The sequence below is a fragment of the Anabaena lutea FACHB-196 genome, from assembly GCF_014698305.1.
Lineage (GTDB): Bacteria > Cyanobacteriota > Cyanobacteriia > Cyanobacteriales > Nostocaceae > Anabaena > Anabaena lutea.
This window is the reverse complement of record NZ_JACJST010000047.1, coordinates 1-15,604: the sequence shown is the minus strand read 5'-3', so window position 1 is coordinate 15,604 and position 15,604 is coordinate 1. Positions and strand designations below refer to the sequence as shown.

Genomic DNA, 15,604 nt, shown 5'->3' with positions numbered 1-15,604 from the left:
TAACAATTATATGATTCGAGTTCTCAGTTCCTGTTTCATTGACTCTACATTAGATTCCTCTCATCCCTTATGTCAAGCCTAATTGAGATGCTCTTACCCTGTGACTTGACGCAGGACTTCATTACCAGTATTTTTTCCCAAGGCTTGGCGTTCTGGGAAGAACTTGGGCTGATGTAAGTAACGATCAATCGCCTCGCCCACTTGCTGAGAAATCAATTCGTGAAGTTCGGTTTTGGCGCGGTTGCGTTGGTAGTTTGCACCTTCTTCTGTAGTAGCATACAAGGGTGGAAGACGATTGAGAGCATAAGCAGTGATATCCCCAACATCGAGAGAGCTTTCACAGGTCGCTTCAATTTCTGCTACTTTAGCGATGACCTCAGTCAGTACCAACTCTTCCATCACGTTAATAAATTGTTTGCGAGGTACTGCTATTACCTCACCAGTTAACAATGAACCCATGAGTCGATCCAGTGCCATGTACTCTTCAATTGAGAGATCCGACGCATTATCACAGATTCGCCCGACTTCTGCTTCCATAGCTGGTGTTAGATAACCATCCTGGAGAGCTTGTTCCACAATTTTTTCAATACTCATAACTCTCACCATTTAATTTAAGCCAGGTAGGTAAAGTAGTAACCATAGCCAGTTATCACTGATTTACTCTGTCCTTATTAATCAATCACCTTTATCAGCCAGGGTCTTGGATCAATAGATTGTCCATTGACATATAGACCCCAGTGCAGATGTGGTCCGGTAGAAGCACCTGTTGAACCTACTGCGCCAATTACTTGACCGGCTTTCACAAAATCGCCTTCTTTAACATTAATGCGACTAAGATGCATATAAATGCTAGTTACTCCTTGACCGTGGTCAATGCCAACTATGTTACCGTGAACTCGGAACCCTTCGGTTACTTTACCTACCAAAGCAACTTGCCCATCAGCTGGGGCAATTACGGCTGAACCTGCTGCTCCAGCGTAGTCAAGACCACGATGATAGTAATCATTGGCAAATTTACCATTATAGTAGCGACGTACACCATAGGTTGTCGTCATCCTGCCAGCATTTGGTTTACGGAAGACACCATTCCAATATTTTTGCGGTGTTTGTAGGGCTTTGAAAGCAGCTACGCGGTTCAGTTCAAGCTCTGTGGCTTGTACTCCCGCTTTCCCAGGGGGTAAATTAATCCGTTGGACGGGAAATTTGCGATCGCGCACTTGCACAGCTAGGTTTCTCTCCTGACCATCCCCGAAAACTTTTAATGTTCTGACTCCAGGTTTCTCTAGTGGAGTTGTGGGAATAAAAGAACGGTATTTATTAGGAGCAATTTCAAATGCTGGATATCTTTTCTCGCCAACTGTCACCGTGGGATTGCTAATATTTTCTTGACTATCTACATCAATTACTACTGACAGTGTGTCTCCCAATTGAGGATTGGTGGGTGTTACCTGTACTTGTAAAGCCTCTGCGGGTAATGCTAAAGCAATAGGGACAGCTGCAACTATTCCCATTAAAATCTTGTTTGCACGGTTGGTGATGCTAACACTCTGCAACCAATTCTGCGGATTGATAGGGTGAGCTTTTGTAGTCATAGAGTTATGAAAAAATCTGTTGCTGCTGTTCCTCAACAGACTAACTTATTCCCGCTACTGTTTCCGCAGCTTGATCAAAAAAATCAGCTTGATGTTGTCCGAAGAGGACTCGGAGAGTGGGAGACGCGGTGAGGAAGTCGGAGTCGCCTGTGTCCGACGTTTGACGCAAATGGTTTCAAGCCCCCGACTACAGTCGTGGAGAAGAAAAAAGACATTCCTTGCTGGAATCCCCTGGCTTTAGACATGGGGTGTAAGAGCGTCTCCATGTCTCCGTACTCAGTACTCGGTACTCGGTACTCGTTACTGAGTACTCATTACTGTTTCTTAAAACATATCCGCAGGGTCAGCAGCTTGAAGTTTGCGAGTAGCGATCGCACCGGAAATTGCACACATAATAATCGTCAACACTAACACCTGTAAGGCACGAAGTATGGTCATATACATAGGTAAATTTGTGGCTTTTCGGGTCAATTGATAAAGTCCCAAGGACACTGCTAACCCTGGCATAAAGCCCAATAGAGCTAAAATCAGCGCTTCTTCAAATATCACAGTTAATAAATAGTAATTAGGATAACCAATAGCTTTTAAAGTCGCATATTCCCGCAAATGGGCATTAACATCGGTGAAAAGGACTTGATAGACAATAATCACCCCGACCACAAACCCCATGGAAACACCTAAGCTGAAAATAAAGCCGATGGGGGAATTAGTTCGCCAAAAGTTATTCTCAAATTCAATAAATTCTGCATGAGTCAGCACTCTGATATCGTCTTTCAGGTAAAGTCTCAAATTTGCGGCTACTTTTTGCGAGTCGTAGCCTGGTTTTACCTTCACTAAACCGAGACTAACACTACTTGCTGGGCGGTTGGCAACTAGCCTCAATAAATTCTGATCGCTAGTAATCAAGCTACCATCAGTTCCAAAGGAAGCACCAATTTTAAATAAACCACTAACAGTGATTGTTCGACCGTCGATTTCGGTAGTCACAATTTTACCTTGATCAATTTGTGCGATCGCTTGTTGATAATCTCCTCTTGCACCCCGGTCAAATAGGACTGTATCTGGCAGTTTAATAGACTGTAATTGTTGATTGACTTCCGGTAAATCAAAAGCTGGCTTATTAGGATTAAAGCCGATTGCTAACACTGCTGTCTCTCTACGAGTTTGGGGATTCTTCCAGGTGATGACATTGAAATATATTGCTTCAGCCGATTCAACCCCTGGTATATCCATTGCTTGGTATAGTCGCCTTCGCGAAAAGGTAGACATACTTTGCAGGTTACGAGTTTGGGGACTAGTTAAAATAATGTCTGCTTGTAAACTACGATGCAGTCTAGTATTGCTGTCATACAGTGCAGTTTGAAAGCCTAGCTGCATGAACATCAGCACATCAGCAAAAGCAATACCTGATAATGCTACCAGCAAGCGACTTTTTTCATGACTTAGTTGGAACCACCCCAGAGGTGTCCGTCGTCGCAGTTGTTGGAGTATGCCAATCATAAATTACTTTTTAAATTTCGATGACTACTTTGACTTGCATATTGGTTAAGTTGGCGGCTTTCTGACTGGAAGTTGAATCTAGTCGGATATGAACTTTGACAATTCTGTTATCAATATTGGTAGAGGGATCTGTATTAATCGCATTTTGCCGCTGTACTTGCAAGCCTATCCGCTCAACTGTTCCCTGTAATTGCACAGGTAGGACATCACCAAATACCTGCACTTTTTGCCCTGAATGCACTTTGCTAATATCGCTTTCGTAGACTTCGGCAACTGCGTACATTTGGTTAGTTTGTCCAATATCGACAATTCCGTTATTTGAGATTAATTCTCCTGGACGGGTATGGATTTCAAATACTCGGCCATTTTGGGGTGATTGTACGTAAGCTTGTTGGAGATTAGCTGTTGCCTTTTTTACGGTAGCTTCAGCACGACTAATTTCGGCTTTAGCTGCTACCAAATCCACTGGGCGTATTTCGGAAATTTGCTCTAGAGTTGCGGTGGCTTCTTTCAGTCGTTGCTGTCCAGTTAACTGGATACGATTTAAAGAAGCTTGTGCTGCTTGCAAAGTTTTTTGGGCAGTTTTTACGGTTAAACGTTTACTGTCTCGTTGGGAAGCAGAAATTGCCCCTTCTGTATAGAGTTGCTGATAACGTTTGTCTTCTGCTTGAGCATTGATTAATTCTGCTTCTAAGCGGTCGATGGTGGCTGTTTGGGTATCAAGATCACCTTGACGTTCTGCTACTATGCGGGCAATGGTGGCTTTTTGGGTGACAATTTGTCCATGTTTTGCACCAGCTTGAATGCGGGATAAGTTAGCTTTGGCTACTTTGACTTCTTCCTGGGCTTCTTGTAATTCTGCTTGCAAGCGATCGCGATTGTCTAAAATGGCTATCACTTGACCTGCTTTTACACTATCTCCCTCTTGCACCAGTAACTTTTCTACCCGACTTCCTTCACCAGATACAGCAGCAGAAAGTTTAATTACTTTTCCTTGCGGTTCAATTCTTCCTAGGGCTGTAACTGTTTTTATTTCTGGCATGATCACCACGGGTGCTATTGCTTTTTGGGCTGTCTCCCGCAGTCGTAGCACAGTAAAAATACTGGCGCTGATCACAGTTAATAATGCAATTGTAGATATAGTAATCAGTAACCAAATAATAGACTGAGAAGATAATGAACCTTGTAGCTTGGGGTTTTGCACAATAGCAGACCTTTGAAGCGATGCAAAATTCGTTTGTTGAAAATGTATAGCAGGAGTCAGGAGTAAAACCCTCATCAATTGATGTCCTAAGCACCCTGTCCACGGCTGTAAATGTAGAGAAAAGCAATATGAGCAAATTCAACTGTAGATTTTTAACACTCTGGTAGTTTTCTGTCCGTTGTACTGTAACTTGAAACTCTAATAACCAGTCTTGATGGGAAGATTAAAAGTTTGAAGTGATGTTTAAACTAAACGGTTTAGTCTTAAAATGTAAACTAAACGGACTAGTTTAGTCAACTGTGTAGTCCTCTTATTTATAGAGAATCGTTGACAAAAAGGATATTGACAAAATGGCACGCCCAAAAATTGGGGAAATACAGCGATCAAATTCAGATAAAGTAGAAAAAATTCTCCAAGGAGCGATGCAGGAGTTTTTGAAACATGGATATGCAGCGACTAGTATGGATCGGGTAGCTGAAGCGGCGGGAGTTTCTAAAGCGACAGTTTATAGCCACTTTCAAGATAAAGTCGGACTTTTTAGCGCTCTGATAGAGCAACTAGCAAGAAAACGGTTTCAGTCGATTTTTGGAGAACATCTCCTAGTGGGAGAACCTTACATAGTTTTGCGGGGATTGGCTAAAACAGCCTTAGAGCAGATGACAAAAGATCCAGAATATTTAGCTTTTGAGCGAGTGCTAATTGGTGAGTCAGTGCGGTTTCCAGAACTAGCTCAAGTTTTTGTACGCAGCATTGCCAAACCAGCAGTTGAGACTATCAGTAAATATTTAGCATCACATCCAGAACTAAAGATACCTGATCCAGAGGCAACAGCGAGGATTTTGATTGGTTCTTTAGCGCATTTTGCCATGACGCAGCAAATTTTACATGGGAAGGAGATTATGCCTATGGAGAGCGATCGCTTGATTGATGCTTTGACACATTTGATTGTAAATTGTGCCGAATCGTGATCTATAAAAAACCTCGTTTTCCATTGGGGCGCACTGTCAGCCAATTAGTTTTGGCTAGTAATAGTTGTTCATCAGTCACCTTAGCACCAGTGAGATTAGCACCGCACAAATTAGCACCGCGAAGATTAGCCTGACTCAGATAAGCATAGCTGAGATCAGCCCCTCTGAGATCTGCCCCTTCTAAATCTGCATGACTGAGGTAAGCTTTGGTCAAATTAGCATCTTTCAGATTCGCGTACATGAGACTAGCTCTACCAAAATCACTATTGTTGAGATTAGTGCCTTGGAGGTTAGTTTTTTGTAATTGAGCTTGATGAAAATTAGTTCCCGATAAATCGGCACCTTGTAAGTTTAATAAACTGATGTTGTACGAAGCGAAATCTCGTCTTCCCTTCAGATAAGCTGTGAGCAAACTTTGGGAATCTAATTTGCGCGTTTCTTGAGAACTATTACTATTACTAGCAGTCACATCTGGAGATTTGGAGATTAAGTGCCTGTGCTGGATGCTTCCAGCCTGAAATCCAGATGTTTCTGGTGACTTAGCCCGTCTAGCACGAATTGCTGCCGCTACATTATTGGTACCAGGATTATTGGATAAAACACCGGAATTATCTGGGCGTTTGTTGATTCGTTCTTTAACACTAACATCAGATTTGACGAGTAGTCCCTTTGCTAAACTGTCTAAATATGGTTCTATGTCTAGCGCTCTGAGTACATCTGGGGCTGATTGGTAGCGATTGCGGACTGAAACATCTAACATTTTTCTTAATACACTTGTTAAATGATCACTCACGTCAACAAGCTGCTCCCACATCATTTCACCTGTTGTGGGATTGTATGGCAAATCTTTAGGAGTTTTACCAGTTAGTAAATAAATACAAGTTACCCCTAAAGCGTAGATATCGCTGGCATAAACTGGACGCATAGCCATTTGTTCGGGAGGGGCAAAACCGGGAGTACCAATGGCGTAAGCCGTTAAAGCTGTCTGTCCCGATTGATTCGCAGCCACTTGGCCGACTTGGTTTTTTACAGCACCAAAATCAATCAGTACCAGTCTTGCGTCTTGAGCGCGACGAATTAAGTTAGCTGGTTTGATATCACGATGAATTACCTTTAACTCATGGATGTATTGCAGTAATGGCAGAATTTCGCTTAAGAACTGCTTCACTCCAGCTTCGCTATAGAGTCCGGTTTTTTTGACTTCTTGTTGGAGAGTTGCACCACTTACGTACTCCTGAACCAAGTAAAATTGCTTTTGCTCTTCAAAATAATCAAGTAGCCGTGGTATTTGCGGATGATTGCCAATTTTACCCAAGGTTTTGGCTTCTCTCTCAAACAGTTCCCGCGCCATATGTAATATGTGGGGGGCTGTTCCTGAGGGACGTAGTTGCTTAATTACACAACTTGGCTCTCCTGGTAAGGCTTGATCGAGTGCTACAAAGGTTGCTCCGAAGCCCCCCTGACCTAAAGGTTTGATGACCCGATAGCGATCGCGCAAAAGTAGCGGCTCACCACAAGACTGACATCTTTGGCTAGATGCCAAATTTTTTGGATGGGAACAGGTAGGATTGAAGCAGTAGCTCATGCACTGTTAACTCGCTGCACGAAAAATAACGGAGAAAGTGACACTCTGATTACATTATTGAGAGCAAATTTGAATTTTGCCAGGTCATTTCTGCTGGAAATCTCTTAAAGAGTTTCTAAAGTTATTGTGAAGTTAATTCAAGCAATAGTAATTGTTCACTATATAACTATCCCCAGGATGAAAATCATTTTCTCCATTATTATCTCATTAAAATTATGGCAGAACAGCTACTTTTTTTGGGTAAAAATACTGGAAAAACTAATTATTGTTTATACTTCTAAAAAATTGTATAATTAGATTATTAATATTTCAGTATTCTTTCTAGTCAAATTCCAGCTTACCAAAAAACTACTGTGTCCTGAAGGTTAGGGAATTATCTAAGGCTATTAAGTAGTGCGGAGTTTTGAGAGGGACGACGACGCTACTCAAAACTTCGCACTCAGCACTTTTTTGGTTACAGACTGGACATCACATCTCGTACAGCAGCTAAAGTCTGTTCAATATCTTCGTCAGTATGAGCTAAAGAAGTGAACCCAGCTTCAAACTGAGATGGTGCTAAGTAGATACCACGCTCTAACATCCCACGATGGAACCGCCCAAACTTTGCGGTATCTGACTTTTTAGCATCTTCATAATTATGGACTGGTCCATCTGTAAAAAATAAGCCAAACATAGCGCTGAGATTACCACCGCAAGCGGGGTGACCAGTTTCTTGAGCAATTTGTACTAGACCATCGGCAAGTTTCTGAGTAATCCGTGCCAAGTATTCGTAAGTACCCGGTTTTTGCAGCAATTCCAGGGTCTTAATCCCAGCAGTCATTGCCAAGGGATTACCAGAAAGAGTTCCAGCTTGATACACTGGTCCTGCGGGGGCAATCATTGACATGATATCGCGGCGACCACCATAGGCTCCCACTGGCAAGCCTCCACCGATCACTTTACCGAGTGTGGTTAAATCTGGAGTGATGCCAAATTTTTCTTGAGCGCCACCATAGGCAATACGGAAGCCAGTCATAACTTCGTCAAATACTAATAAAGCCCCATGTTCGTGGGTAAGCTCCCGTAAGCCTTCTAAGAATCCAGCATCGGGAGTAATAAAGCCAGCATTACCAACCACTGGTTCGAGAATTACGCCAGCAATTTCGTCCCGGTTTTCCTCAAACAAGGCTTTGACGGCTTCCAAATCATTGAAAGGCGCAGTGAGAGTACTGATAGTGGCAGCTTTGGGTACTCCTGGTGAATCAGGTAAACCAAGTGTTGCCACACCAGAACCAGCTTTTACCAGGAACATATCAGCGTGTCCATGATAGCAGCCTTCAAACTTGATGATTTTTTCCCGGTTTGTAAAAGCTCGCATCAGGCGCAGCACAGCCATACAAGCTTCAGTACCGGAATTAACAAATCTCACCATTTCGATGCTCTTAACTGCATCTATTACCATTTCGGCTAAGACATTTTCCAGTACGCAGGGAGCGCCAAAGCTAGTGCCTTTTTCCAAAGCTGTATGCAGTGCTGTGATGACTTCGGGATGGGCATGACCACAGATAGCAGGCCCCCAAGACCCTACATAGTCGATGTATTGGTTGCCGTCTACATCCCAAATATAGGCTCCGTTAACGCGATCGAAAACTATAGGTTGTCCACCGACAGATTTGAAAGCGCGAACTGGAGAACTGACTCCTCCAGGCATCAGATTTTGAGCAGCAGCAAAGGTTTCTTGTGATTTGGTGGTTTTAATGGTTGTGTTTACCAAGGTTTCCTCCCAGTCGTGGGGAATAAATAAGGGTCTATCTTAGGATAGGGTTAAAATTTGCTCAGATTTTCTATCCTATAGAATTAACTGAACTAAAAAAATAACAATATGTTATACAAGTCTAATCAAGATTTACCTTTGGATATTCGGACTCAATTATCTGAGGCTTATCAGGATCTTTACAGAGTAGCTTTTAATTCAGCAAGTCATTGGTATGGGGAAGCGGCAAAGGCTCACAAAGTAGCTTGGAGTGCAGTGAAGATGCAGTCGGCGATGGATAGAACTTTTCCTGGTTTAGGGCTAAGTTGCCAAAAAGAGGGTAGTTACTCTATTGATAGTGGTATTGTGAATCCATAAATCATTCTTCATTAGAGCAAATTATCTGGTATGTCTTCTCTTGAACTGCGCGCGCTACAATCTGCTATTCCTGTTGAAAAAATTCGCTACGATGACAGGGGTTTGGTAGCGACAATTATCCAAGATTATCTGGATGGTACGGTTTTGATGATGGCTTGGATGAATCAGGAGTCGTTACACAAGACTTTAGAAACTGGAGAAACTTGGTTTTGGAGTCGTTCGCGTCAGGAATTGTGGCATAAAGGAGCAACGTCTGGACATATTCAAAAGGTGCAGAGTATTCGTTATGACTGTGATAGTGATGCCCTACTGATTGGGGTGGAGCAATTGGGAGATATTGCTTGTCATACTGGGGAACGCAGTTGCTTTCATCAAGTAGAAGGTAAAATTGCCGCACCACCTGGGGATATGTTGTCGCAATTGTTTGAGGTCATATGCGATCGCCGTGATCATCCCCATGAAAGTTCTTATACTTGTAAGTTGTTAGCCGGTGGTGATAATAAAATTTTGAAAAAGATCGGTGAGGAAAGCGCCGAGGTAGTTATGGCTTGTAAAGATGATGAAGCGGATGCGATCGCAGGCGAAGTTGCAGACCTGTTTTATCATACCCTCGTCGCTCTTGCACATCATCAAGTTGATTTAAAAGCTGTATATCGCAAATTACAAGAACGCCGGAAATAGGCACTGGGGACTGGGAACTGGGTAAGAGTTTTTCCCAATTACCAATCACCCATCATCTAGAAAGTAAAGGTGGTACGGAGTACACCTACAGCGGTGGTTTGATTGGTGCTATTACCTTCAGGATTAAACAGCACAAATGCACCAGGGGTAATACTCACATTGTCATTAATGCGAAAACGGTAATAACCTTCTAGATGGTAAGGTGTTGCTCTATTTGTACCTAGTGTGGCTGCACCACTAGCCTCAGTACGATAAAGAGGTTGTCCAAAAAGCAAACCTGCATTATTGCCTTTTTTGAGTAAATCATTAAAATGCAAGCCTACCATCCAACTGGTGAAAGTTGTGGAAGCATCAACAGCAGGAGAAGAATCATCTACAAATATTGCTGCTCCATAGCCAGATAAAGCCACTTTGGGTGAAAATCGCCAGGTTAAAGTCCCACCAAAAGAGTTCATTTTCACAGGTGTTCCCAAATCAACTCCAGACAAAGCACCAATGTCACTACTGGTTAAACCCGTGCCTAAAATATTGATCTCGTGATAACTATTGGCGTAGTTTAATCCCACATCTATAGATTGGGTGGGTTTAAAAGTCAGTTGGGCTGCAACTACGCTACTACCACTAAATACACCGACTCCCAAGGGTGTACTACCGTTGCTTTGAGGGAGATTGGCATTTACACTACCATACAAAGCTCTCAAATCTAGTTTTGGGGAAAAACTATAAATAAAACCAGCTGCAGATGCTAAACCAGAACCAGAAGTACCACCAGAAACGCGAACAACAGGGTTTAAATTACCAAAACGGGAAATAGATTCTTGTCCTTCCCCATAAAAAGGAGTGATAGCAGGAAAAGCATCAGAAACTTCGGCCGCAGTCCCCGCAAACAAGGTTAATTTCTCAGCAACAGGAAAGATATACAGTAGTTTATAAAGTTCCAGTGAGTTTGCACCGACAGCATTTAAAGTTTTTACGTCAACTCCTGGAAATTGCGGTTCAAAGCTAGTCCGCGCACTACTAGCACTCAATAATGATGAGGATAATCCTAAACTATTTTGCAGACTACCAGAACCATTTACACCACCCTGAAAATTATGAGCTTGTAAACCTGTAATCAGTAAGTCTTTACCTGTAAAGCTGGTGGTAAGGTTTAATCGGACTCTGTTAGTGAGGATGATATTTGGATCTGATCCTCCTTTTACGCCTCCTGTAGCACCAATAGCGGAGATAATAGCTTCACCACTCAATTTGGTTGTTGTGGAAAATCTATTGGCTTCTATTTCAGCAGTACGAGCTTCTACTGCATCAACTCTACCCCTGAGTGTTGCCATTTCAGCAGAAAATTCTTCTTGCAGTTTTTGCAGGGTAGCTAAATCTTGTTTTGTTAATGAATCTCTTGTACCAGCAGCAATTAATTCGTTAACTTTGTCTAAACAAGCATTTAAACCAGCTGCAAATTCATAACGAGTCATGGCACGATTACCCCGGAATGTACCATTAGGATAACCTGCAATACAACCATATCGCTCAACTAAAGATTGTAATGCACCAAAAGCCCAATCTTGAGGCTGTACGTCTGATAGTTGGGAGACAGATGTGACTTGTTCTATCCCATCTGAAGCTACAACTTGAGGTGATGATGTGGATAAATCAGCACTTTGTTGTTTTTCACTGACAGCAGGTGAATCTGTTTGCAGGCTATCAGCAGCCATAGCTTGTACTGGGAACAATCCAGACAGTAAGCAGAGTAAACCTACTCTACCAAAGTTATTGGGCAAATTTACTTTCATGATGACTCCTCACAGCTAAATTTGAATGCAATATTTTTAGATCAAGAGCTACTGTGGCTCTTGACAAGTCAAATATATTACTACAGATGCAGTAATATATTTGACTCTATCTCTGATATGCGTTTCTCCTGAGACTACTGGGTTAAGCCCAGGAAATTCTCGCCTATATCCCTTGATTTAGAAAAATATATTGTTTTTTTCAGCAATATATTTCTGAAATATCACTGGATTATTTTAAGTACAATTATTGAGGGAATTGTAATTCTCAGAACGAACGATATTATTCGTAAATTTATTTATATCAGAAATCTACACAAACAATCTTTAAAAATTTTTATACCTGTTATTAACCAAAGAATATTTGGAACCGGAAGAATAATTAAAGACAATAACTAGTACCGCTTTCTCGGAATTAGAAATAGTGCCGACCGCAGGAAATTTTGACAAACTTTAAAATTCCCAAAAACTTGTATGGTAATCTTTTAGAGATTTTTAATGGTTAGTTTGCTTACGCATTTATGTACTACAAATAATAGTATGATGCTCCTATTTGATTTTTGAAATATAGGTAGTATACGTATTATCTACCTAAAAGATTTAAGATTTTTCAGATATCGTTTATGATTACTATAGAATTTTAGATATGTATTAATTTGCTTAACATATCACCAAAGTTTGATACTTTTGTAATTCTTATCATTAGCTTCAGTTATCCTCATAAAACTAAAATATTATGAACGCAACAGTTAATATCTTTACAGATATTCCCGAAACACTTCATAATTCTCTACAAAAACTATTGAGAAACCCATCCTGATTGCGATCAAGAATAAGTCTTGACTGCGGCGCTATCGTTGTTTTTGCTGCAAAATAGACATGGCGATCGCCACGCTGCTCGTATCTATTTAAAAACTTTGTTCCATCAGTGCTAAATTGAAATGCTTTGGGAGAATGGGGTGATGGGGAATAAAGAGAAAATTCTTACCCTACACCCTACATCCTATTACCGGTCTTCTTGTGGATGAGTAGTAGATTCAAACTTATAACCTACACCACGCACAGTCTGAATTAAAGCTGGCTGAGTAGTATCAATTTCAATTTTCTTGCGAATTTGACCGATGTGGACATCCACAACCCGCTGGTCTCCCACATATTCATAGTCCCAGACCTCTTGGATAAGCTCTGCTCGCCGCCAAACTCGACCTGGATGACTGGCTAAAAAATGCAACAAGTCAAATTCTAGAGCCGTTAAGGGTACTGGTTGATTATTAAGCGTCACTTCCCTCCGTACTGGATCAATCATCAACTTTTCAAAAATGAGGCGTTTTTGCTCTGCGTTAGTCACAACCCGCTGACGTCTCAAAATCGCTGCAACTCTAACTTCTAGCTCTCCCAGACCAAATGGTTTGGTGAGATAGTCATCAGCACCTTTAGAAAAACCGCGAATTTTATCGGCTTCGTCTGTCCGGCTAGTGAGCAAGAGTACAAAAACGCCATTTCGACTTTGCATCTCTTGACAGAGATTGAAACCAATTACATCTGGTAGATTTACATCTAGAATTACCAAGTCTGGGTTAAATTGCTCAAATAGAGCTAGAGCTGCCTTACCATCTTCGGCAGCTTCCACTTGATAGTTCTGTTTGATCAAAAAGCGTTGGATTAAATTCCGAACCGCAGGGTCGTCATCAACTACAAGAATCTTGGCAGGAGCCATGACCATCACTTTGCACAAAAATTCATAGGATTAACATGGGTGTTGCGTAAAAACGCAGTTTCCGCTTTGGCAGTAATTAAGAATCTACAAGGCTAAGGTAGGAGTATCCTGATTATTCAAATAAACTGTAATCACAATTATGAACTATGTAGGTACACTAACCTTCTCATCAGCAGATAGACAGTCTAGTATATCTACTAAACCGATTTTCTAACCCTCAGCCGTAGTTACGTATCAAAAATGATACTGTCTATTTAGTAAGATAGGAATTTAAAACCTTCTAATCTTAGACGTATATGTAAATTTATACCATAAATTATAGTGTTCCTAATTCCTCATTTAGAAAAACACTGTCAAGCGAAGATAACTTACTAAACAAGTAAGTAAGTTGGAACAATAAAACAAAACTCTGTAAAGAAAGGTAACAAAGGCTAAAACCCTGTTTCCTCCTGCCTTATGCCAACGATAATTATTGACGGTGACTAATTAAGCTTATTCTGTATTTTATTGCTCACTCACAAAAGATAAAAAAATGTATCCCCTTGAAAAATAGCTAAACTGACATCTTGCACCAGCAAAGTTGATGTAATTTTATTACTCCGTATGATTCCGGAGCCGTTGATTTACCGTTTAAAACTAATAAAAACAAAGTATTATGCAGCATATTTTTAGATTATCTGGGTTTGTACGGAGTGGTGTAAGATTTGAGTAAAAGCCTATTTAAATAAAGGTTTTAGATTTTTGTTTAGCCTAGAGTAATGAAAGCAATCGCATTACCTATGGATGTAAAGAAACATTTCTGTTTCTTGAAAGAGGGTTAAACAAAAAATATTATCCTCTCATAGTCACCATAGTTTAAATACTAGGGTAAAAACCTAGCCAGCAAACAACATAACCGTATACAGGGTGTTATAGCAATATGTTAAACTAGCTATAGTTAAAATTCTTGGGTCAAACAAACTAACCAACCCGTGCTAATATCCTGGTAGAGGATTAAAATCTGTTAGTATGTTTGTTTCAAGTTAGATAAAACATAAGGTTGTTTTTTCCTCAACAAAAGACTGCCGCTTACTAAGGCTGAACTAATAAACTGCCATGAGCGATCAAAATCCCTACGAAAAACTTGGGGTATCAGAAGATGCTAGCTTCGATGAAATTCAGGATGCTCGCAATCGCCTATTGGAGCATCCTGGTAGTGGTGATGGTCTAGAAATAATTGAAGCGGCTTATGATGCTATTTTAATGGAGCGTTTACGGATGCGCCAAGAAGGTAAAATTAAAGTACCTGAGCGTATCCGGTTTCCGGAGATGCGAGTCCAATCTCCTCAGAAAGAAAGTCCTAGCCCTCGTGAGTATTCACCAGCATGGCTGCAAGGAATGTTGGATAAACCAACACTATCAGATGTGCTATTACCAGGAGTTTGGTATCTAGGTTTAAGTGCTATCAGTGTGTTTTATACCGCTGGTAATGACCAGATTTTACAGATGGCTTTAGTAGTGGGCGTAGGAATCAGCATTTACTTTCTCAATCGCAAGGAAAGTAAATTTGGTCGAGCAGTTTTGTTAACACTGTTCGGTTTAGTTATTGGCTTAATTGTCGGCGGACTAATTTCCACCTCGTTATTGCTGCAACAAATACCATTCATCAACTTGATGCCAAATCAGTTTTCTACGGTACTAACGTTTATATTGATGTGGTTAATTAGCAGTTTTTTCCGTTAAAAATATTGGAGACTAAGATATGGCTCAACCCAAGGGATCGCAGAATAAAATAATGTACATAATTTTGAGAATAACTTTAGCCAAATACCCGCAAGGCATCTAACCATAATCCGAATTTTATTTTTTTGGATTTCTTCCTGTTTTTCTATATGCCTTTGCTATCCCAAAACGACCAATGCTACAAACTGTTATGATTAGTTTTGCTTCTTGGAGATGTGATTCAATTCTTGCCTAAGGACTTGTCATTATCTCGATTTTTAATTAGATTTGGTTATTTACTACACCAGAATATTTCTATAGAACGTTTGGGTGCTGTGGTTGTACTGCATGAGGCAGTTGATGAATTATCTAAATTGGAAGTTGTTTGGGTAGTAGATCAAGGCTATTCAGGTGAAAACTTTGCTTAACTCGTTCTGCTAAAGCTCGTACATTCGATGCTTTTGATGAAGCTATTACCTTAGCTATTAATGCTATTACTGATGAAAATGCTCTCAACTGGTTTAATCATTGTGGCTTATTTTTTGAGCCTATTTAGATAGCTCTTTTTGTGGCGGGTTTGATCGGAAACTGCTGTAATATTTTGTTTACAAATCAGCTCTGAGATCGAATAAAAGTAAGAATGTTAAAAAACAAAACCCCCCCCCGGTGTGAAGGGGGAGGGGGGTTTGTGGTAAGAATAGACCTGGCATCGAGCTATTTTGGCGTGGGGCAACCCCCAGACTATCGTTGCCGCAACAG

The 15,604-nt window shown here is 40.9% G+C and carries 12 protein-coding genes and 3 pseudogenes; 6 read left to right on the top strand and 9 right to left on the bottom strand.

What is annotated here, in order from left to right; translation table 11 throughout:
- Positions 1–93: 93 nt before the first annotated feature.
- From H6G59_RS26455 to H6G59_RS26440, 5 genes are all read right to left on the bottom strand, one after another.
- Positions 94–594, bottom strand: a complete 501-nt coding sequence (locus H6G59_RS26455) for a late competence development ComFB family protein (protein ID WP_190720883.1) — start codon at positions 592–594, stop codon at positions 94–96.
- Between the two features lie 77 nt (positions 595–671).
- On the bottom strand, positions 672–1,592 hold the full coding sequence (locus H6G59_RS26450; RefSeq protein ID WP_190720881.1) for a M23 family metallopeptidase: 921 nt from the start codon (positions 1,590–1,592) through the stop codon (positions 672–674).
- A 40-nt stretch (positions 1,593–1,632) separates the two neighbouring features.
- On the bottom strand, positions 1,633–1,761 hold the full coding sequence (locus H6G59_RS27680) for a hypothetical protein (protein WP_277924652.1): 129 nt from the start codon (positions 1,759–1,761) through the stop codon (positions 1,633–1,635).
- Positions 1,762–1,916: 155 nt separating this feature from the next.
- On the bottom strand, positions 1,917–3,092 hold the full coding sequence (gene devC / locus H6G59_RS26445) for an ABC transporter permease DevC (protein WP_190720879.1): 1,176 nt from the start codon (positions 3,090–3,092) through the stop codon (positions 1,917–1,919).
- 10 nt (positions 3,093–3,102) lie between these two features.
- On the bottom strand, positions 3,103–4,296 hold the full coding sequence (locus tag H6G59_RS26440) for an HlyD family efflux transporter periplasmic adaptor subunit (protein WP_190720886.1): 1,194 nt from the start codon (positions 4,294–4,296) through the stop codon (positions 3,103–3,105).
- A 350-nt stretch (positions 4,297–4,646) separates the two neighbouring features.
- Between H6G59_RS26440 and H6G59_RS26435 the strand changes: the two genes are divergently transcribed.
- Positions 4,647–5,264 (top strand): TetR/AcrR family transcriptional regulator, encoded by a 618-nt coding sequence (locus tag H6G59_RS26435; RefSeq protein WP_190720877.1) that lies wholly within the window; start codon positions 4,647–4,649, stop codon positions 5,262–5,264.
- Position 5,265: 1 nt separating this feature from the next.
- Here H6G59_RS26435 and H6G59_RS26430 read toward each other — a convergent pair whose 3' ends face one another.
- Both H6G59_RS26430 and hemL read right to left on the bottom strand, forming a co-directional pair.
- Complete coding sequence (locus tag H6G59_RS26430) at positions 5,266–6,849, bottom strand: serine/threonine-protein kinase (RefSeq protein ID WP_190720876.1); 1,584 nt, start codon at positions 6,847–6,849, stop codon at positions 5,266–5,268.
- 454 nt (positions 6,850–7,303) lie between these two features.
- Positions 7,304–8,602: a glutamate-1-semialdehyde 2,1-aminomutase gene (gene hemL / locus H6G59_RS26425; RefSeq protein ID WP_190720874.1), complete on the bottom strand. Its 1,299-nt coding sequence runs from the start codon at positions 8,600–8,602 to the stop codon at positions 7,304–7,306.
- A gap of 108 nt (positions 8,603–8,710) precedes the next feature.
- On the opposite strand from hemL, the pseudogene H6G59_RS26420 reads away from it, so the two are divergent.
- Positions 8,711–8,887: pseudogene (locus H6G59_RS26420) on the top strand (ChaB family protein); the annotation flags it as partial.
- Positions 8,888–8,989: 102 nt separating this feature from the next.
- The gene (gene hisIE, locus H6G59_RS26415; protein ID WP_190720868.1) at positions 8,990–9,640 is read left to right on the top strand and encodes a bifunctional phosphoribosyl-AMP cyclohydrolase/phosphoribosyl-ATP diphosphatase HisIE; all 651 of its coding nucleotides are present in this window, start codon (positions 8,990–8,992) and stop codon (positions 9,638–9,640) included.
- Between the two features lie 56 nt (positions 9,641–9,696).
- Here hisIE and H6G59_RS26410 read toward each other — a convergent pair whose 3' ends face one another.
- Entirely contained in the window at positions 9,697–11,430 is a 1,734-nt protein-coding gene (locus tag H6G59_RS26410) for an iron uptake porin (protein WP_190720865.1), read from the bottom strand.
- A gap of 733 nt (positions 11,431–12,163) precedes the next feature.
- Between H6G59_RS26410 and H6G59_RS26405 the strand changes: the two are divergent.
- Positions 12,164–12,362, top strand: a pseudogene (locus tag H6G59_RS26405) (DUF2811 domain-containing protein).
- 71 nt (positions 12,363–12,433) lie between these two features.
- Here the strand turns inward: H6G59_RS26405 and H6G59_RS26400 are convergent.
- Complete coding sequence (locus H6G59_RS26400) at positions 12,434–13,144, bottom strand: response regulator transcription factor (protein WP_190720863.1); 711 nt, start codon at positions 13,142–13,144, stop codon at positions 12,434–12,436.
- A 1,095-nt stretch (positions 13,145–14,239) separates the two neighbouring features.
- On the opposite strand from H6G59_RS26400, the gene H6G59_RS26395 reads away from it, so the two are divergent.
- Together H6G59_RS26395 and H6G59_RS26390 are read left to right on the top strand one after the other, a co-directional pair.
- Complete coding sequence (locus H6G59_RS26395) at positions 14,240–14,866, top strand: CPP1-like family protein (RefSeq protein ID WP_190720860.1); 627 nt, start codon at positions 14,240–14,242, stop codon at positions 14,864–14,866.
- Between the two features lie 296 nt (positions 14,867–15,162).
- A pseudogene (locus H6G59_RS26390) lies at positions 15,163–15,270 on the top strand (IS5/IS1182 family transposase); the annotation flags it as partial.
- Positions 15,271–15,604 lie beyond the last annotated feature (334 nt).

What these genes read in the sequence shown, in the direction of transcription:
- H6G59_RS26435 (WP_190720877.1), top strand. Translation starts at nt 4,647, where the DNA reads ATGGCACGCCCAAAAATTGGGGAAATACAGCGATCAAATTCAGATAAA.
- hisIE (WP_190720868.1), top strand. Translation starts at nt 8,990, where the DNA reads ATGTCTTCTCTTGAACTGCGCGCGCTACAATCTGCTATTCCTGTTGAA.
- H6G59_RS26395 (WP_190720860.1), top strand. Translation starts at nt 14,240, where the DNA reads ATGAGCGATCAAAATCCCTACGAAAAACTTGGGGTATCAGAAGATGCT.
- H6G59_RS26450 (WP_190720881.1), bottom strand. Translation starts at nt 1,592, where the DNA reads ATGACTACAAAAGCTCACCCTATCAATCCGCAGAATTGGTTGCAGAGT.
- devC (WP_190720879.1), bottom strand. Translation starts at nt 3,092, where the DNA reads ATGATTGGCATACTCCAACAACTGCGACGACGGACACCTCTGGGGTGG.
- H6G59_RS26430 (WP_190720876.1), bottom strand. Translation starts at nt 6,849, where the DNA reads ATGAGCTACTGCTTCAATCCTACCTGTTCCCATCCAAAAAATTTGGCA.
- H6G59_RS26400 (WP_190720863.1), bottom strand. Translation starts at nt 13,144, where the DNA reads ATGGCTCCTGCCAAGATTCTTGTAGTTGATGACGACCCTGCGGTTCGG.
- H6G59_RS26455 (WP_190720883.1), bottom strand. Translation starts at nt 594, where the DNA reads ATGAGTATTGAAAAAATTGTGGAACAAGCTCTCCAGGATGGTTATCTA.
- H6G59_RS26410 (WP_190720865.1), bottom strand. Translation starts at nt 11,430, where the DNA reads ATGAAAGTAAATTTGCCCAATAACTTTGGTAGAGTAGGTTTACTCTGC.